17 protein-coding genes are annotated in these 16,972 nt (G+C 71.6%); 6 read left to right on the plus strand and 11 right to left on the minus strand.

Features of this window, described 5'->3' with window-relative positions; genetic code table 11:
• The first annotated feature begins 36 nt into the window (after positions 1-36).
• The 3 genes from EV671_RS04995 to EV671_RS05005 all read left to right on the plus strand — a co-directional run bounded on the left by EV671_RS04995 (position 37) and on the right by EV671_RS05005 (position 3,339).
• Positions 37-768 carry an AraC family transcriptional regulator gene (locus EV671_RS04995; protein ID WP_132570197.1) on the plus strand — a complete coding sequence of 244 codons (732 nt, stop codon included), beginning with the start codon at positions 37-39 and terminating at the stop codon, positions 766-768.
• A 107-nt stretch (positions 769-875) separates the two neighbouring features.
• Complete coding sequence (locus EV671_RS05000; RefSeq protein ID WP_207911093.1) at positions 876-2,117, plus strand: NAD(P)/FAD-dependent oxidoreductase; 1,242 nt, start codon at positions 876-878, stop codon at positions 2,115-2,117.
• A gap of 13 nt (positions 2,118-2,130) precedes the next feature.
• On the plus strand, positions 2,131-3,339 hold the full coding sequence (locus tag EV671_RS05005; RefSeq protein ID WP_132570198.1) for a M24 family metallopeptidase: 1,209 nt from the start codon (positions 2,131-2,133) through the stop codon (positions 3,337-3,339).
• Here EV671_RS05005 and EV671_RS05010 read toward each other — a convergent pair.
• From EV671_RS05010 to modB, 4 genes are read right to left on the minus strand one after another with little or no spacing between them, the layout of a single operon-like run.
• On the minus strand, positions 3,329-4,126 hold the full coding sequence (locus EV671_RS05010) for a TOBE domain-containing protein (protein ID WP_132570199.1): 798 nt from the start codon (positions 4,124-4,126) through the stop codon (positions 3,329-3,331). The two genes, EV671_RS05005 and EV671_RS05010, sit on opposite strands and share 11 nt — an antisense overlap.
• Positions 4,123-4,833, minus strand: coding sequence for an ABC transporter ATP-binding protein (locus EV671_RS05015; RefSeq protein ID WP_132570200.1), 711 nt, complete (start codon positions 4,831-4,833; stop codon positions 4,123-4,125). The genes EV671_RS05010 and EV671_RS05015 overlap by 4 nt, the downstream gene beginning before the upstream one ends.
• Positions 4,830-5,576 (minus strand): molybdate ABC transporter substrate-binding protein, encoded by a 747-nt coding sequence (modA, locus tag EV671_RS05020; RefSeq protein ID WP_132570201.1) that lies wholly within the window; start codon positions 5,574-5,576, stop codon positions 4,830-4,832. Before modA ends, EV671_RS05015 begins: the two co-directional genes overlap by 4 nt.
• Entirely contained in the window at positions 5,573-6,256 is a 684-nt protein-coding gene (gene modB / locus EV671_RS05025; RefSeq protein ID WP_132570202.1) for a molybdate ABC transporter permease subunit, read from the minus strand. Before modB ends, modA begins: the two co-directional genes overlap by 4 nt.
• A 79-nt stretch (positions 6,257-6,335) precedes the next feature.
• Here modB and EV671_RS05030 point away from each other — a divergent pair, with 79 nt between their 5' ends.
• From EV671_RS05030 to dusA, 3 genes are all read left to right on the plus strand, one after another.
• Positions 6,336-7,271, plus strand: coding sequence for a VTT domain-containing protein (locus EV671_RS05030; RefSeq protein WP_132570203.1), 936 nt, complete (start codon positions 6,336-6,338; stop codon positions 7,269-7,271).
• Positions 7,272-7,358: 87 nt separating this feature from the next.
• Positions 7,359-7,535, plus strand: coding sequence for a hypothetical protein (locus EV671_RS26665; RefSeq protein ID WP_165917475.1), 177 nt, complete (start codon positions 7,359-7,361; stop codon positions 7,533-7,535).
• 190 nt (positions 7,536-7,725) lie between these two features.
• Positions 7,726-8,679: a tRNA dihydrouridine(20/20a) synthase DusA gene (dusA, locus tag EV671_RS05035; RefSeq protein ID WP_132570337.1), complete on the plus strand. Its 954-nt coding sequence runs from the start codon at positions 7,726-7,728 to the stop codon at positions 8,677-8,679.
• Here dusA and EV671_RS05040 read toward each other — a convergent pair.
• The 7 genes from EV671_RS05040 to EV671_RS05070 all read right to left on the minus strand — a co-directional run bounded on the left by EV671_RS05040 (position 8,656) and on the right by EV671_RS05070 (position 16,967).
• The gene (locus EV671_RS05040; RefSeq protein WP_132570204.1) at positions 8,656-11,802 is read right to left on the minus strand and encodes an efflux RND transporter permease subunit; all 3,147 of its coding nucleotides are present in this window, start codon (positions 11,800-11,802) and stop codon (positions 8,656-8,658) included. The genes dusA and EV671_RS05040 overlap by 24 nt on opposite strands.
• A complete protein-coding gene (locus EV671_RS05045; RefSeq protein ID WP_132570205.1) occupies positions 11,799-13,031 on the minus strand; it encodes an efflux RND transporter periplasmic adaptor subunit in 1,233 nt (410 codons plus the stop codon). The genes EV671_RS05040 and EV671_RS05045 overlap by 4 nt, the downstream gene beginning before the upstream one ends.
• Positions 13,028-14,260: a TolC family protein gene (locus tag EV671_RS05050; protein WP_132570206.1), complete on the minus strand. Its 1,233-nt coding sequence runs from the start codon at positions 14,258-14,260 to the stop codon at positions 13,028-13,030. The genes EV671_RS05045 and EV671_RS05050 overlap by 4 nt, the downstream gene beginning before the upstream one ends.
• A gap of 72 nt (positions 14,261-14,332) precedes the next feature.
• The gene (locus EV671_RS05055) at positions 14,333-14,713 is read right to left on the minus strand and encodes a hypothetical protein (protein ID WP_132570207.1); all 381 of its coding nucleotides are present in this window, start codon (positions 14,711-14,713) and stop codon (positions 14,333-14,335) included.
• A gap of 48 nt (positions 14,714-14,761) precedes the next feature.
• Positions 14,762-15,085, minus strand: coding sequence for a copper-binding protein (locus EV671_RS05060; RefSeq protein WP_132570208.1), 324 nt, complete (start codon positions 15,083-15,085; stop codon positions 14,762-14,764).
• 11 nt (positions 15,086-15,096) lie between these two features.
• A complete protein-coding gene (locus EV671_RS05065; RefSeq protein ID WP_132570209.1) occupies positions 15,097-15,588 on the minus strand; it encodes a cupredoxin domain-containing protein in 492 nt (163 codons plus the stop codon).
• Between the two features lie 11 nt (positions 15,589-15,599).
• Positions 15,600-16,967, minus strand: coding sequence for a multicopper oxidase family protein (locus EV671_RS05070; RefSeq protein ID WP_132570210.1), 1,368 nt, complete (start codon positions 16,965-16,967; stop codon positions 15,600-15,602).
• Positions 16,968-16,972: the final 5 nt, after the last annotated feature.

A 16,972-nucleotide genomic window follows, 5' to 3' on the forward strand; every position in this document is an offset into this window, starting at 1 on the left:
CAAACGAAAGGGCCGGCTCTGCCTATGATTCGCTTCATGATTCAGCCCCGGCCCACCCAGGTCGACGCCGACCAGCTGCAGTGCCTGCTGGACATGCTGCCGGCCACCGTGTTCTTCATCAAGGATCTGCACGGCCGCTACACGCACGCCAACATGACGCTGGTGCGGCGGCTGGGCCTGTCGCGCCGGGAGGACGTCGTCGGGCGCACGCCCATCGAGGTCTTCCCGCAGCGGCTGGGCGATGCCTATGCCTCGCAGGACCGCCGTGTGCTCGCCGGCCATGCCATCGCCAGCCAGCTGGAGGTCCATCTCTTCCCCAACCGCGGCTCCGGCTGGTGCCTGACCCACAAGACCCCGCTGCGCGACGAGCAGGGCGGCGAGATCGTCGGCCTGATGGGCGTTTCCCACGATCTGCAGCAGCCGGACGGCCGCCACCCCGGCTTCGCGCGCCTGCGCCGCGTGCTGGACCACATGGAGGCGCACTATGGCGAGCCGGTGCGCATGCAGGCGCTCGCCGATCTGGCGGGGCTGTCGCTGTCGCAGCTCGAGCGCCAGTTCCACCGCGTCTTCCACCTGACGCCGCAGCAGTGGCTGACCCGGCTGCGCATCGAGGCCGCGATGGCGTTGCTGCGCGGCCGCGACAGCATCGCCTCCATCGGCCTGAGCTGCGGCTTCAGCGACCAGAGCGCCTTCAGCCGCCAGTTCAAGGCCTCGGTCGGCGCCACGCCGCGGGACTATCGGCGCCTCGTCGCCGCGGCCGGCGTCTGAGCCCGCCGATTTCCAAAAACCAGATGCGGATAACGGCATAGCCGAACGACCGTCCCAGGCCTAGCATCGCGGCCAGTTCCCAAACCCCTTTGCCACCGTCCCCTCCCGTGTCTTCTCCTTCAGCAACAGCCCTGGTCATCGGTGGCGGCGTCATCGGCCGTGCCTGCTCGCTCGCCCTGCAGCGTGGCGGCTGGCGCACGACCCTGGTCGATCCCGAGTCCGCCGAGATGGCGCCCTCCTGGGGCAATGCCGGCCACATCGCCACCGAGCAGGTGGCGCCGCTGGCCTCGCTGGCCACGCTACGCAGCGCGCCGCGCCGTTGGCATGGCTTCGGCGGCCCGCTGGACCTGCGCCAGCCGCTGCGCCAGGCCGGCTGGGTGGCGCGCTATCTGCGGGCCTGCCGCCCCGCGCGCTTCGAGGCCGGGCGCCTGGCCCTGCGCGGCCTGCTGGCCGAATCGCTGCCGGCCTGGCGGCGGCTGGCCCAGGCCCTGGACGCCCCCGGGCTGCTGCTGGAGCAGGGTCATTGGGTGTGCTGGGAAAGCGAAGCCAGTGCGCGGCAGGGGCAGGCGGCATGGCGCAGCGCAGACATCGGCACGGCCCGCTGCGCGGCGCTGCCGGCGGCCGGGCTCGAGGCCTTGCAGGCGCGGCTGGCCGTGCCGCTGGCCGCGCGCCTCGCGTTCGAGAACACCGCGCAGATCGCCGACCTGCCCGCGCTCGCGCAGCGGCTCGGCGACGCGTTCGCGCAGGCCGGCGGTACGCTGCGCCGCGCCCGGGTGCAGGCGCTGCAGCGCGATGGCCGCCGTGCCCATGCCGTCACCGACGCGGGCGAGCGGCTGGATGCCGACCTCATCCTCGTCTGCGCCGGTGTGCGCTCGCGGGCGCTGATGGCCGGCCTGGGCCTGGCCGCGCCGCTGATCGCCGAGCGCGGCTACCACCTGCAATGGGCCGAGCACGACTGGCCGGAGCTGCCGCCCGTGGTGTTCGAGGACCGTTCGATGATCGTCACGCGCTTTGCCGGCGGCCTGCGAGCGGCGGGCTTCGTCGAGTACGCCAGCCTGGATGCGCCGCCCGACCCACGCAAATGGGCGCGGCTGCGCCGCCATGTGGCAGAGCTCGGCCTGCCGGTCCGGGGCGAGCCCGTACCCTGGTTCGGCGCCCGCCCGACCCTACCCGACTACCTGCCGGCGCTCGGCCGCAGCGCCCGCTTCGACAACCTCGCCTATGCCTTCGGCCACCAGCACCTGGGCCTGACGCTGGCCGCCATCAGCGGCGAACTGATCGCCGGGCTGTGCGCGGGCGGTCCCGTTGCGCTGCCGCTGGCGCCTTTCGACCTCGAACGCTTTTCCTGATCCGGAGACTCCCATGAACAAGCAGATCGGCCACCTCACGCTCGCGCAGGCGCAGGCGCTGCTGGCCTCGCCCTTGCCCGGCCGCCCCGCCGCCATTTCCGCCGCGGAGTACGCCGCCCGCATCGCCCAGGCGCGTGCGTTGATGCGCGAGGCCGGCGTCGATGCGTTGCTCGTCACCGCGGGCCAGTCGCTGCGCTATTTCACCGGCATCGCCTGGGGCGCGAGCGAACGCCTGGTCGCGCTGCTGCTGACCGCCGAGGGTGAGCCGCTGCTGATCGCGCCGGCCTTCGAGGAGGGCTCGCTGGACGCGGTGCTGCGCATCCCGGCGGCGAAGCGGCTGTGGCAGGAGCACCAGGACCCACATGCGCTGGTGGCAGTGGCGATGGCCGAGCGCGGCGCGCGCCGGCTGGCGCTGGACCCGGAGGCGGCGTTCCGCGTCTCGACCGGGCTGCGCCGGCACCTGGCCGTCGACGCGCTCGTCGATGCCCAGCCCATCATCGACGGCTGCCGCATGTGCAAGTCCGCCGCCGAGCTGGCGCTGATGCAGCATGCCTGCGACATCACGCTGCAGGTGCAGCGGCTGGCCGCCGGCATTGCGCGCGAAGACATTGGCAGCGACGAACTGGTGCGCTTCATCGACCAGGCCCATCGCGCGCTGGGTGCGGACGGCGGCTCCACCTTCTGCATCGTGCAGTTCGGCCACGCGACGGCCTATCCGCATGGCATTCCCGGCGTGCAGCATCTGAAGCCGGGCGAGCTGGTGCTTATCGACACCGGCTGCAGCATCGAGGGCTACAACTCCGACGTGACCCGCACCTGGATCTTCGGTGAGGCGGACGAGGAGCAGCGGCGCATCTGGGCGCTGGAGCGCGCCGCCCAGCAGGCGGCCTTCGACGCGGTGCGCCCCGGCGTGCGCTGCGAGGCGGTAGACCAGGCCGCGCGCGACGTGCTGGAGGCCGCCGGCCTCGGCCCCGACTACCGCCTGCCCGGCCTGCCGCACCGCACCGGCCACGGCTGCGGCCTGGCCATCCACGAGGCGCCTTATCTGGTGCGCGGCAATGCGCAGCGGCTGGCGCCGGGCATGTGCTGCAGCAACGAGCCGATGATCGTCGTGCCGGGCCGTTTCGGCGTGCGGCTGGAGGATCACTTCCACGTCACCGAAGGCGGCGCGCAGTGGTTCACGCCGCCGTCGGTGGCGATCGACCAGCCGTTCAGCTCCTAACCGCCAGCATCACAGCGTAGGCCTTGAACACTGCAGTAGCCGGCTGGCCGACGGCCAGGCCCAGCGCATCGACCGCGTCGTTGGTGACGCTGGCCGTGATGACGGCGCCGCCCGGCAGCGTCAGGCCGACGAGGCTGGAGACGGCGCCGCGCTGCACGCGCGAGACGGTGCCGGCCAGCTGGTTGCGGGCCGACAGCCGGTAGCCGCCGAAGTCCGTCACCAGCACGACTTCGCTGGACTTGACCAGGGCCAGCGCCTCCTTGCCGGTCTGCACCTGCAGTTCCTGGGCGGCCAGCGTCGTCAGCGAAGCGGTGATGGCCTGGCCACCGTCCAGTGCGACGCGCACCGTCGTCGTGGCGGGGCCGGGGTTCACGCCGGCGATGCGGCCGTGGAACTGGTTGCGCGCGGTGGTTTTCATGCTCATCCTCTTCAGCAGGGCAGCAAGGCCCGGTTGTTCGTTCAGCCAGGCCTCCTGCTCGCCCAGGAAGCCGGCGAGGCGCGACTGCAGGCCGCGCCAGCCGGCCAGCAGGGCCGCGCCCTCGGCGGTCAGCCGCGTGCCGCCGCCGCCGCGGCCGCCGGTGGCCGTCTCGACCAGCGGCGCATGCGTCAGCGCGCCGGCCGCGTCCAGCACCAGCCAGGCGCCCTTGTAGCTGTAGCCGGCGGCGCGGGCGGCCTTCTGCAGCGAGCCGGTCAGGGCCAGCGCTGCGAGCAGGTCGAAGAAGCGGCCGTCGAGCCGCCCGGCTAGGCGCAGCTCGCCCTGCAGCAGGGGCTGGTCCTGGGCCTTCATGACCGGCGTTCCAGCGCCGCGCGCAGGTCCGGGTCGCCGGCGCGCAGGCTTTGCTGCAGGCCGCCGCCATCGAGCATGAAGACCTCGTCGGCCAGCGCCATCACGTCGTCCGGGTCGTGGCTGACGATGACGGCGGGAATGCCCAGGCGCCGTTGCAGGTCGCGCAGCTCGGCGCGCAGCTCGCGGCGCAGCGTCGTGTGCAGGGCCGCGAAGGGCTCGTCCAGCAGTAGTACCTGCGGCCTGCAGGCCAGGGCCCGCGCCAGCGCCACGCGCTGCTGCTGGCCGCCGGACAGCGTGGCCGGCCGGCTGCGCGCCATCGCGCCCAGGCCGAAGGACTCGATCAGCGCGTCCACCCGTGCCGCATCCTCGGGCGCGAGGCGCCGCCGCCAGCTCGTCAGGCCGAAGGCGATGTTGTCGCGCACGCTGAGGTGGGGGAAGAGGGCGTACTGCTGGAACAGATAGCCCACGCCGCGCGCCTCCGGGGGCAGGCAGACGCCGGCGGCCGTGTCCAGCAGCGTGCGGCCGTCCAGGCGCACATGGCCGGCGCGCACCGGCAGCAGCCCGGCCATGGCCTGCAGCGTCAGCGACTTGCCGGCACCCGAGGGGCCGTACAGCGCGATGAAGGGCGCATCGGTGGCGAAGGCGATGTCGAGGTCGAAGCGACGGCGCGCGTCGCTGACCGAGAGCTGGAGGCGGACGTCGATCAAGGTCTGCCGAAGCCGTACTTGGCGAGGATGGCCTGCGCCTCGGCGCTGCCGAGGAAGGCGACGAAGTCCCGGGCCAGCGCGGCCTGCTTGCTGTCGGCGATGACGGCGACGGGATAGGTCACCGGCGTGTGCCCACCGACCGTCAGCGCGATGCGCACCCTGTCCTTCAGCAGTTCGGCATCGGTGCGATAGACGAAGCCGGCCTCGACCTCGCCGCGCGAGACATAGTCCAGCACCTGGCGCACGTTTTCCGCGAATACGAGCTTCGGCGCCAGGCCGGCCCAGAGCTGTGCGCCTTCCAGCGCCTGCTGCGTGTAGCGGCCCACCGGCACGGAAGCCGGCTTGCCGACGGCGATGCGCCTGACCTCGGCCCGGCCCAGGTCGGCCAGGGCCGCGACGCCAGGCCCGCCATGGGCCGGCGCGATCAGCACGAGGGTGTTGCTGGCGAAGTCGCGCCGCGTGTCGGCGGCGACGAGCTTCTGCGCCGCGCCGCGGTTCATCGTCTCCTGGTCGGCGCTGGCGAAGACGTCCACCGGCGCGCCCTGGACGATCTGCTGCAGCAGCACGCCCGAGGCGGCGAAGTTGAAGCGCAGGCTCGCACCGGGCCGGCCGGCCTCGAAGCGCGGGCCGATCTCCTTGAAGGCGTCGGTCAGGCTGGCGGCGGCCGAGACAGTCAGCTGCTGGGCGCAGGCCAGCAGGGGCAGGGCGGCGAGAGACAGGGCGAGCAGCAGGCGTTTCTTCATGACGGCGAGCGTTGCAGATAGCGGTTGGACAGCACCAGGACGGCCACCGAGATGGCCGACACGACGAGGGCGAGCACCAGGGCCAGATCGTCGCGGCCGGCCTGCACGGCGTCGTAGATGGCCATCGAGGCGGTCTGGGTCTGGCCGGGGATGGAGCCGGCCACCATCAGCGAGGCGCCGAACTCGCCCATCGCACGGGCGAAGGCCAGCAGCGTGCCGGCCAGGATGCCGGGCCAGGCCAGCGGAAGCGTCACGCGCATGAAAGTGCTCCAGCGCGACTGGCGCAGCGTGCGCGCGGCGGCCTCGAGGCTGCGGTCCACCTGGGCGAAGGCGCTGCTGGCGCCCTTGAGCACCAGCGGCACCGCGACCAGCGTGGACGCGACGATGGCACCGTGCCAGTTGAAGATGATGGAGTAGTCGAAGTGCTCGCGCAACCAGCCGCCCACGGCGCCATGCCGGCCCATCAGCACCAGGATGCCGTAGCCCAGCACGGTGGGCGGCAGCACCAGCGGCAGCATGCAGACGGCCTCCAGCAGGCCACGGCCGGGCAGGCGTGTGCGCGCGAACAACCAGCCCAGGGCCACGCCCAGCAGCAGGGCCAGGCCGGTCGCGACGACGGCCACGCGCAGCGTCAGCGTCAGCGGCGCGGCATCGAACTGGGTCCAGAGGTCGGTGGGCATGGGTCCGTAATGTAATCAACTACATCACGATGGACTGCCGCCAGCCGGGACAAGGGCCTGCGGCTATCCTCGCTGCGCCATGGACCTGCTCACCGACCTCTTCTCCCACCACGGCCTCATCGCCGTCGCCCTCGCCGTGCTGGTCGAGCAGCTCGGCGCGCCGCTGCCGTCCACGCCGGTGCTGATGCTGGCCGGGGTCGAGTCGGCGCTGCGGGACGGTTTCGCGCTGCGCGCCTTCGCTGTCGCGACGCTGGCGGCGCTGGCGGCCAACGGGCTGTGGTTCTGGGCCGGCCGGCGCCTGGGCCGGCGCGTGCTGGCCACGCTGTGCCGCATCTCCATCTCGCCGGACAGCTGCGTGCGCCAGAACGAGGCCAGCTTCGCGCGCCGTGGTGTGGCGACGCTGGTCATCGCCAAGTTCGTGCCGGGCCTGTCCATCCTCGCGCCGCCGCTGGCCGGCGCCCTGGGCATGCCGGCGCGGCGCTTCCTCGGCTGGAACCTGCTCGGCTCGGCGCTGTGGGCCGGTGCGGCCATCGGCGTCGGCCGTGCCTTCCACGAGCAGATCGACGCGTTGCTGCGCATGCTGGGCCAGCTCGGCAGCGCGGCGCTGGTGCTGGCGGGCGTCGCGCTGCTGGCCTATATCGGCTGGCGCCTGTGGCGGCGCGCCTTGGTCAGGCGCGAGCTGGCGGGCTTCGAGCGCCTGGGCCCGGCCGAGGCCGCGGCCCTGCTGGGCGAGCGCGGCGACATCGTCTTCGTCGACGTGCGCGCCTGCTCGCCCGAGATGCCGCTGCCAAGCCGCATCCCCGGTGCCCGTCACCTGGACCTCGGCGCCCTCAGCGATGCGGCGCTCGCCGGCTGGCCGCAGGGCGCCGAATTCATTACCTACTGCGCCTGCCCCAACGACGCCTCGGCGGTGCGCGCGGCGCTGTGGCTGAAGCGCCAGGGCCGCCAGGCCCGCGTGCTGCGCGGCGGCATCGAGGCCTGGACGTCGGCCGGCCTGGCCCTCGAAGCGGGCTGAACCCACTGGCTTGCTTTAAAGCTAGTGTTAACCCTATAATCGGGTTTACCCTAGTGAAAGCAAAGCGGCCACGAGCCCGAAAGCCAAATGGAACTGATCCAGAACCTCTTCTCCTCGCTGCGCGACGCGCTGACCGTGCAGACCCAGACGGACATCGACGAGCGCTATCTGTCCGACGCGGTCGACCATGTCGACCTGGAGCGCCGCATCGCCAGCCAGGCCCGCGCCTACATGGCGATGGCCCCGATGAATATCGGCCGCTGAACGGCCCGGCGGCAATGGCCGCCACCCAATGCGTGCTTCCGACACGCCAGACGCCCGTAGACGCTGCCGCGCTCGACGGGCGTTTTTGTTCTCAGGCTAAAGTGCCGGCCCCGAGCCGACTGGCGCGGCCTCCCGAAGTTCGCAAGTGACCAGCAAATCCCCAAGCCCCTGGCGCCTTTCCGTCGCACCGATGATGGACTGGACTACAGCGGATTGCCGCTATCTGCACCGCCTCATCACCCGCCATACGCTGCTCTACACCGAGATGGTGACGACAGGCGCGCTGCTGCATGGCGACCAGGGCCGTCACCTCGACTTCAATGCCGAGGAACATCCGGTCGCGCTGCAGCTCGGCGGCAGCGAGCCCGAGGACCTGGCCGCCTGCGCGAGGCTGGCCGAGCGCTGGGGTTATGACGAGGTCAACCTGAACTGCGGCTGCCCGAGCGAGCGCGTGCAGAAGGGCGCCTTCGGCGCCTGCCTGATGGCCGAGCCGCAACTGGTGGCCGACTGCGTGAAGGCCATGCGCGACGCGACCGCGCTGCCCGTCACCGTCAAGCACCGCATCGGTATCGACAGGATCGAGAGCTACGACTTCGTGCGCGACTTCGTCGGCAGCGTGGCCGCGGCCGGCTGTGAGGTCTTCATCGTCCACGCCCGCAATGCCTGGCTGCAGGGACTGTCGCCCAAGGAGAACCGCGAGATCCCGCCGCTGCGCTACGAGCTGGTGGCGCGGCTCAAGCGGGAATTTCCGCAGCTGACCATCGCCGTCAACGGCGGCCTGAAGACGCCCGACGAGATCGCCGCACAGCTCGAACTGCTGGACGGCGTCATGGTCGGCCGCGAGGCCTACCACGAGCCCTGGAGCATGGTGCAGTGGGACTCGCGCTTCTTCGGCCAGCCCGATCCCGCGGCGTCGCGCGAGCAGGTCGAGGCGGCGTGGCTGGACTATCTCGACCGCGTGCATGCCTCGGGCCGCTCCTGGGCGCATGCGATGCGCCACGCGCTGGGCCTGTGGAACGGCACGCCCGGCGCGCGGCGCTGGCGCCAGGTCTGGAGCGACCACCGGCTCAAGGCCCTGCCGCCGCGCGAGGTCGCCCGCCAGGCGACGGCCGCCCGCCTGTCAGGCGCCGCCGTCGCCGCCTGAGCGCTGCCGCCCGCGGCGGTGCAGCAGATACCAGGCCGCCGGGATGACCAGCATGCTGAGCAGCGGCGCCGTCACCATGCCGCCCACCATGGGCGCGGCGATGCGCGTCATGACCTCGGAGCCTGTGCCATGGCCGAGCAGGATGGGCAGCAGGCCGGCCATCACCACCGCCACCGTCATGGCCTTGGGCCGCACGCGCATCACCGCGCCTTCGCGGATGGCCGCGAGCAGCGTCGCTTCGTCGTCCGGCGCGCCGGCGGCCAGGCGCTGCCGCCAGGCGTTCTGCAGATAGACCAGCATCACGACGCCGAACTCGGCCGCGACGCCGGCCAGCGCGATGAAGCCCACGGCCGTCGCGACCGAGATGGCGTGACCTAGCGCCCAGACGAGCCAGAAGCCGCCGACCAGCGAGAACGGCACCGCGGCCATGACCAGCACCGCATCGCCTGCCGCGCGGAACAGCACATAGAGCAGCACGAAGATGATGACCAGCGTGACCGGCACGACCAGCTTCAGTCGCTCGGTGGCCCGCTCGAGGTATTCGAACTGGCCGGACCAGGACAGCGCATAGCCGGCGGGCAGGGCGACCTCCCTGGCCACCACCGCCTGCATCGCATGCACCACCGAGCGCAGGTCGCGGCCGCGCACGTCGACATAGACCCAGCCGGACAGGCGGGCGTTCTCACTGCGCAGCATCGGCGGCCCCTGCGCGACGGAGATGCGGGCCACGTCCTGCAGCAGCAGCGTTGCGCCCTTGTCCGTCACGAAGGGCAGCTGGCGCAGGCCCGCCAGTGAATCGCGCAGCTCGCGCGGGTAGCGCACGTTGACCGGGAAGCGCTCGCGGCCCTGGATGACCTCGCCGACGTTGTCGCCGCCGATGGCCGTGGCGACGACGGCCTGCACGTCGGCCACCGACAGCCCGTAGCGGGCCGCCGCCTGCCGGTCCACGTCCACGTCGACATAGCTGCCGCCGGTCAGGCGCTCGGCCAGCGCCGAGGACACGCCGGGAACACCGCGGACGGCCGCCTCGATCTGCGCCGCGAGGCGGTCGATGGTGGCCAGGTCCGTGCCCGCGACCTTGATGCCGACGGGGCTCTTGATGCCCGTGGCCAGCATGTCGATGCGGTTGCGGATCGGCGGCACCCAGACGTTGGACAGGCCGGGCACCTTGACGATGCGGTCCAGCTCCTCGACGAGCTTCTCCGGCGTCATACCGGGGCGCCACTGCTCGCGCGGCTTGAACTGGATGGTGGTCTCGAACATTTCCAGCGGCGCGGGGTCGGTGGCCGTGTCGGCCCGCCCGGCCTTGCCGAACACGCGCGCCACTTCGGGCAGCATCTTGATGAGGCGGTCCGTCTGCTGCAGCAGCTCGGCGGCCTTGGACACCGGCAGGCCCGGCAGGGCCGAGGGCATATAGAGTAGGTCGCCCTCGTCCAGCGGCGGCATGAACTCGCCGCCCAGGCGCGCGACGGGCAGGGCGGTGACGGCCAGCACCAGGGCCGCGACTCCCAGCGTGGCCTTGGGGAAGCGCAGCGCCGCCTCCAGCGCCGGCCGGTAGACGGCGATGAGCCAGCGGTTGACCGGGTTCACCGTTTCCTTCGGGATGTGCCCGCGGATCAGATAGCCCATCAGCACCGGAACCAGCGTGACCGATAGCCCGGCGGCGGCGGCCATCGCATAGGTCTTGGTGAGGGCCAGCGGCGAGAACAGCCGCCCCTCCTGGGCTTCGAGCGTGAACACCGGCAGGAAGGACAGCGTGATGACCAGCAACGAGAAAAACAGCGCCGGCCCCACCTCGACCGCCGCCCGCGTGACCAGCTCCCAGCGCTCGGCCAGTGCGGGCGGGTGCCCGTGCTCGACCTCGAAATGCTCCAGATGCCGGTGCGTCGCCTCCACCAGCACGACCGAGGCGTCCACCATCGCGCCCAGCGCGATGGCCACGCCGCCCAGCGACAGGATGTTGGCGCTGACGCCCTGCCAGTGCATCACGATGAAGGCCGTCAGCACGCCCACCGGCAGCGTCACGACAGCCACCAGCGCGGAGCGCAGATGGAACAGGAAGACCGCGCAGACCAGGGCGACGACGATGAACTCCTCGGCGAGCTTCTCGCGCAGGTTGTCCACGGCGCGGTCGATGAGCCTGGAGCGGTCATAGGTCTCGACCACCTCGACACCCGGGGGCAGGCTGGGCCTGAGCGCCTCCAGCCTGGCCTTGACCGCCGCGATGGCGGCCCGCGCGTTCTTGCCCGAGCGCATGACGACCACGCCGCCGGCGACCTCGCCCTCGCCATCCAGCTCGGCGATGCCGCGGCGCATCTCCGGCCCCAGCTGCACCGTCGCGACGTCGCGCAGCAGCACGGGCGTCGCCCCGCTCACGGCCAGCGGGATGGCGCGGAAGTCGTCCAGCGACTTCAGGAAGCCGTTGGATCTCACCATGTACTCCGTTTCGCCCAGCTCCAGCACCGAGCCGCCGCTGGACTGGTTGGCCCGGCGCAACGCGTCGATGACGGTGGACTGCGGCATGCCGAGGGCACGCATGCGGTCGGGGTCGAGCACCACCTGGTACTGGCGCACCATGCCGCCGATGCTGGCCACCTCGGCGACGTCCGGCACGGTCTTCAGCTCGAACTTCAGGAACCAGTCGTTCAGCGCGCGCAGCTGGCCGATGTCGGCGCGGCCCGTGCGGTCGACCAGCGCGTATTCATAGACCCAGCCGACGCCGGTGGCATCCGGCCCCAGCGCCGCCGTCGCGCCCTCGGGCAGCCGGCCCTGCACCTGGTTCAGGTACTCCACCACGCGCGAACGGGCCCAGTAGGGATCGGTGCCGTCGTCGAACAGGATATAGACGAAGGAGTCGCCGAAGAAGGAGTAGCCGCGCACCGTCCGCGCGCCCGGCACGCTGAGCATGGTGGTGGTGAGCGGGTAGGTGACGAGGTCCTCGACGACCTGGGGCGGCTTGCCGGCGTAGGTCGTGCGCACGATGACCTGCACGTCGCTCAGGTCGGGCAGGGCGTCCACCGGCGTGCGCGCCGCCGACCACAGCCCGGCGGCGGTGAGCAGGGCGGTGGCCAGCAGCACCAGCAGCCGGTTGGTGATGGACCAGCGGATCAGCGCGGCGATCATGGCTTGGCCTCCGGCCGGGCTGGCGACATCGCGCCCAGCACCGACTTCAGCCGCGCCTCGGAGTCGATGAGGAACTGGCCGCTGACGACCACCTCGTCGCCTTCGGTCAGGCCGTCCAGCACCTCGAGCCGGTCGCCCAGGTCAAGGCCCAGCTTCAGCTCGCGGGGCTCGAAGGCCGCGCCGCTCCGGCGGGCAATGGCGACGGCACGTGTGCCGGTGCGGATGACGGCCTCGGCCGGAACCAGCAGCCGCGTGCTCGGCGCGCCGGCGATCTGCAGGCGCAGCAGCATGCCGGGCAGCAGCTGGCCACCGCGGTTGTCCACCTCGAAGCGGGCCTGCAGCGTGCGCGTGCTGGCGTTGACCTGGGGCAGGATCTCCTGCAGCGTGCCGCTGAACACCTGCGCGGCATCGGCCTGCAGCGAGGCCCCGACCTTCTGGCCGCGGGCCAGCCGAACTGCCTGGGCCTCCGGGATCTCGGCCACGGCCCAGACCTTGTCCAGGCCGGCGATGCGGAACAGCGTCATGCCGGGCGACACCTGCATGCCCTCACGCACGCCGAGGTCAGTGACCACGCCGCTGGCCGGCGCGTTCAGCGTGAAGCGCGCCTCCGCCACGCCGCTCTCTTCGCTCTGGCGCACGAGGCCGTCGGGGAGGGACAGGGCCCGCATGCGCTCGCGCGCCGCGGCGATCAGCTCGGGCGCCGCGCCGGCGCGCTTGAGCGCCAGCAGCTCATTCTGCGGCGCCAGCCATTCGGGCGCGAAGACGGTGGCCAGGGCCTGACCCTTGCGCACCTGCTCCATAGTCGCTCGGACGGACAGTTTTTCGACATAGCCGGCAACTCGGGTCTGCACGGCAACGCCCAGGCGTTCATCGAACTGCACCGTGCCGACGGCGGCTATCGCGGGGCTGACCTCGGTGCGCGTGACGGCCGCGGTGCGCAGGCCCAGGTTCTGCTGCACCGTGGGGCTGATCTTCACGCCGCCGCCGTCGCCGGCCTCGTCGGCGTAGACGGGCACGAGCTGCATGTCCATGAAGGGCGACTTGCCGGGCTTGTCGAAGCGCGCGCCGGGCACCATGGGGTCCTGCCAGTACAACGGTTTGCGCTCGGCCGGCGCAGCTGCCGCGGCAGCGGGTTCGTGATGCCCGGAAGCGCGGCCCGCGAGAAAGCCCGCGGCGGCCAGCAGGGCGCCGGCCGCGGCCAGCGAGATGACGAGGGTTGCGCGCTTCATCGTGCGTCTCCCGGCAAGAGTGGCTTGAAACTGAGCTGGGCCTGCGCCCGGGCGAGATCGCGCTGCAGCGCGAGCAGCTTGCGCTGCACGTCGACCTCGGCGCGCCGCGCCTCGAAGAGCATCGACAGCGGCAACTGGTTGGAGCGGTAGGCCGCGAGGGCCGCAGCGCTGCGCTGCCTTGTGGGCAGCGCGACGGTGCTGCGGTAGCGGTCTATGCGCTGCTGGAGGCGGCTGGCGTCGCTGGCCAGCGCCTGGTAGTCGGCGGCGGCGGCGCGGGCAGCCTCGGCCAGCTCGGCCTCGGCCTTGTCCACCAGGGCCAGGCGGGCGGCGGTCTCGCGGTCCTGACGCTGGCCGGGCGCGATCTGCAACGGGATGCTGACGCCGACGGAGAAGAGGTCGGCATTGCCGTTGCGCTGGCCATAGGACAGCTCCCAGGTCCAGTTGGGCCTGCGCTCGCTGGCGGCGACGGCCGCGGCCTCCCGCGCCGCGTCGACCTCGCGCCGCAGCGCGACGACGGCGGGGTGGCGCTGCAGATAGTCCGGCTCGGCGGGCGGGGCCAAGGCCGGCGGCGCTGCCAGGCCGTCGGGCAGGAAGCCCACCCAGCGGCTCAGGCCGACCATGGCCGCGGCCTGCTGCTGGCGGGCTTCCTCGCTCTCGTCAGCGGCGACACCGCTGGCGGCGGCGAGCTGCAGCACCTCGACGCTGCCGCTGGCTGCCGCGGCGAGGCGGGCCTGCGCGGTCGCCTGCTCCTCGTTCAGGCGGTCCTCGGTCTGCGCCGTCAGCTTCAGCGCTTCGCCGGCGTACCAGGCGTCCAGATAGGCCAGCGCCACCTGCAGCCGGGCATCGGCCTCGGCGGCGTGGGCCTGCACGGCCTCGCGTTCGAGCGTCGCGCGGGCCGCGTGCTCGCGGGCGGCGCGCTTGGCCGCGGATAGCCATTCCTGGCTGATGCCGATGCGCTTCATCGTCATCGGCTCGCGCGTCGTGCTGAAGCGGTCGGGGCCGGTGGCGGGCAGGTTGTCGATGCCGGCTCGCAGCATCGGGTCGGGCAGCTGGCCGGCGGCCTGGGCCAGCTCGGCGGCGCTGGTGGCCGCGGCGCGGCCCGCGCGGGCGGCTTCGGAGCGTTGGGCGGCCAGGCTCAGCGCGTGGTCGAAGGAAAGGGGTTCTGCCGCAGCCAGCGTGGGCAGAAGGGCGGCAGCCAGCGCGGCAGCGCGCAGCAATATCGTCGACATGGGAACTCCGCGAACGAACGGAACATGGCCGGGCGGGCAGGCCGCACCGGCACCGATCAGTCGGCGGAGGGGTCAGACCCGGAGTCTGAGCGTGGACAGGAACAGCGGGTCGGGCGGCGGGCGCAACTCGGCCTGGGCGGCGGGCACCACGGCCGGGGCTGCCGCGCCGTCGTCACGCACCAGCGGCAGCGCCAGCATCTGGATCAGGGCCGGCAGCGAGACCGTGGGCAGCTTTGCCGTCTCGAAGGTCTTGCCCGGGTCGGCCGCATGCTGGTGGCATAGCGCCGGCTGCTGCGCGTCCATGTCGTCGCAGGGCATGCCGGCCATGGCCGCCATCGCGGCCGGGTCGGCCTGCTGCGGGCAGACATAACTCGCCAGCGCCAGCTGCGAGAACAGCAGCGACAGCAGCACGAATAAGGTGGTGCCCAGGCGATGGAGGCGGCGGCGGGACATGACGGGTGCGAGTCTAGTGTTGGCGGGCTGCTGCGGCCTTGACCCGCCTCAATGGGCCGGCTCGATGGCCGTCACCGTGAAGGCGCCGTTCGCGCGCTCGGCGGTGAACCTGACTTCGTCGCCCTCCTTGAGCCCGTCGAGCATCTTCGGGTCGGCGACCCTGAAGACCATCGTCATGGCTGGCATGCCGAGGTTCTCCAGCGGCCCGTGGCGCAGCGTCAGCTTGCCCTGCGCCCTGTCGATCTTGCGGACCTCGCCTTCGCTTCGCGGCGCTGCCGTGGCAGCGGTCGGGTGGGAGGCGGGGACCGTCTGCGCCTGGGCGCCGCTGGCCATGGCGAGCGCGGCGGCGGCGAGGAAGTGGACGAGTTTCATCGAGGGCTTCTTCATTTGACGCTCAGCTTGCCGACCATGCCGGCTTCGAAGTGCCCGGGCTGCAGGCAGGCGAACTGGAACTCGCCGGGCTGGGTGAACTGCGAGACGATCTCGCCCTTGCGGCCCGGCTTGACGTGGGCCATGTTCGCGTCGGAGTGCTCCATCTCGGGGAACTTCTTCATCAGCTCGGCGTGCTCGGCGAGGGCCTTGCTGGTGCCGAGAACCATCTCGTGCAGCACCTTGCCGCCGTTGTGCACGACGAACCTGACGGTCTCGCCGCGCTTGATGACGAGGTTGGCCGGCGTGAAACGCATGTTGTCGTTCATGTCGACCTTGATGGTGCGCGTCACCTTGGCGGGGTCGCCTTCCTGGCCGAAGTCGGTGGCCTCGACCTTGGCGGCGTCGAACTTGTGCGGCTTGGCGTGCGCCTCGTCGCCATGGGCGAAGGCGCTGGATGAGGCGGCCAGCAGCGCGGCCAGGCCCAGGGTTTGCAGTGTCTTCATGGAATGCTCCTTCAATGGCCGTGCTGGCCATCGGGTTTGCGGACCTGCAGGGTGCCGGCGTCGCTCGCCGTCGATGCGGCGCGTGCGGGCTCGGGCAGTTCGGCGCTGTATTCGTTGGCGAGGGTGCCGACCGGATGCTTGTAGGGGCCGGGGTCGCCGTAGTCGCCGCGCTTGAGGTCGTCGCGCACCTTGACGACGCTGAACATGCCGCCCATGCCCACGGGGCCGAAGGGGCCGGTGCCGGTCATCATCGGCAGCGTGTTGTCCGGGATGGGCATCTCCATCTCGGCCATGTCGTGCATGCCCTTGTCGCCCATGACCATGTAGTCGGGCATCAGCCTGGTGATCTTGCGGGCGACGTCCGTGTGGTCGACGCCGATCATCGTCGGCACGCCATGGCCCATCGCGTTCATCGTGTGATGGCTCTTGTGGCAGTGGATGGCCCAGTCGCCGGCGACGGCATCGAACTCGAAGGCCCGCATCTGGCCCACAGCGACGTCGGTCGTCACCTCCGGCCAGCGCGCGCTCTTCGGCACCCAGCCGCCGTCGGTGCCCGTCACCTCGAAGTGCGGCCCGTGCATGTGGATGGGGTGGTTGGTCATCGTCAGGTTGCCGACGCGGATGCGCACCCGCTCGCCGCTGCGGGCGACGAAGGGGTCTATGCCGGGAAAGGCCCGGCTGTTCCAGGTCCACAGGTTGAAGTCCAGCATCGTGTTGACGCGCGGCGTCGCGCTGCCGGGCTCCACGTCGTAGGCGTTCAGGATGAAACCGTAGTCGCGGTCGACGCGGTACTGCCGCGGGTCCCTGGGATGGATGATGAACAGGCCCATCATGCCCATCGCCATCTGCACCATCTCGTCGGCATGCGGGTGGTACATATGCGTGCCCGGCTTCTGCAGCAGGAACTCGTACATGAAGGTCTTGCCCACGGCGATGGGGGGCTGGGTCAGGCCGGTGACGCCATCCATGCCCGAAGGCACCAGCACGCCGTGCCAGTGCACGCTGGTGACCTCGGGCAGCTTGTTGGTCACGAAGATGCGGATGCGGTCGCCCTCGACACCCTCGATGGTGGGGCCGGGGCTGGAGCCGTTGTAGCCCCAGAGCCTGGCCTTCATGCCCGGCGCGATCTCGCGCACGACCGGTTCGGCGACGAGGTGGAACTCCTTGACGCCGTCCTTCATGCGCCAGGGCAGGGACCAGCCGTTCAGCGTCACCAGCGGGTTGAAGGGGCGGCCGTTGGGCGGCGGCGGTGGGACCAGGGTCTGCGCCGAGGTCTGGATGACGGCCTCAGGCAGCGACGCGGCGCCGACGCGGCTGACGGCGGCTGCGCCGAGAAAGCTGGCGCCCGCCGTCTTGAAGAAACTTCTGCGGTTGCTCATTTCGT

It is taken from the genome of Roseateles saccharophilus (genome assembly GCF_004342485.1).
Taxonomy (GTDB): domain Bacteria; phylum Pseudomonadota; class Gammaproteobacteria; order Burkholderiales; family Burkholderiaceae_C; genus Pelomonas; species Pelomonas saccharophila.

What these genes read in the sequence shown, in the direction of transcription:
- EV671_RS05040 (WP_132570204.1), bottom strand. Translation starts at nt 11,802, where the DNA reads ATGATCGCCGCGCTGATCCGCTGGTCCATCACCAACCGGCTGCTGGTG.
- EV671_RS05055 (WP_132570207.1), bottom strand. Translation starts at nt 14,713, where the DNA reads ATGTCCCGCCGCCGCCTCCATCGCCTGGGCACCACCTTATTCGTGCTG.
- EV671_RS05065 (WP_132570209.1), bottom strand. Translation starts at nt 15,588, where the DNA reads ATGAAGACACTGCAAACCCTGGGCCTGGCCGCGCTGCTGGCCGCCTCA.
- EV671_RS05030 (WP_132570203.1), top strand. Translation starts at nt 6,336, where the DNA reads ATGGACCTGCTCACCGACCTCTTCTCCCACCACGGCCTCATCGCCGTC.
- EV671_RS05050 (WP_132570206.1), bottom strand. Translation starts at nt 14,260, where the DNA reads ATGTCGACGATATTGCTGCGCGCTGCCGCGCTGGCTGCCGCCCTTCTG.
- EV671_RS04995 (WP_132570197.1), top strand. Translation starts at nt 37, where the DNA reads ATGATTCAGCCCCGGCCCACCCAGGTCGACGCCGACCAGCTGCAGTGC.
- modA (WP_132570201.1), bottom strand. Translation starts at nt 5,576, where the DNA reads ATGAAGAAACGCCTGCTGCTCGCCCTGTCTCTCGCCGCCCTGCCCCTG.
- EV671_RS26665 (WP_165917475.1), top strand. Translation starts at nt 7,359, where the DNA reads ATGGAACTGATCCAGAACCTCTTCTCCTCGCTGCGCGACGCGCTGACC.
- EV671_RS05070 (WP_132570210.1), bottom strand. Translation starts at nt 16,967, where the DNA reads ATGAGCAACCGCAGAAGTTTCTTCAAGACGGCGGGCGCCAGCTTTCTC.
- EV671_RS05010 (WP_132570199.1), bottom strand. Translation starts at nt 4,126, where the DNA reads ATGAAGGCCCAGGACCAGCCCCTGCTGCAGGGCGAGCTGCGCCTAGCC.
- EV671_RS05045 (WP_132570205.1), bottom strand. Translation starts at nt 13,031, where the DNA reads ATGAAGCGCGCAACCCTCGTCATCTCGCTGGCCGCGGCCGGCGCCCTG.
- EV671_RS05060 (WP_132570208.1), bottom strand. Translation starts at nt 15,085, where the DNA reads ATGAAACTCGTCCACTTCCTCGCCGCCGCCGCGCTCGCCATGGCCAGC.
- modB (WP_132570202.1), bottom strand. Translation starts at nt 6,256, where the DNA reads ATGCCCACCGACCTCTGGACCCAGTTCGATGCCGCGCCGCTGACGCTG.
- EV671_RS05005 (WP_132570198.1), top strand. Translation starts at nt 2,131, where the DNA reads ATGAACAAGCAGATCGGCCACCTCACGCTCGCGCAGGCGCAGGCGCTG.
- dusA (WP_132570337.1), top strand. Translation starts at nt 7,726, where the DNA reads ATGATGGACTGGACTACAGCGGATTGCCGCTATCTGCACCGCCTCATC.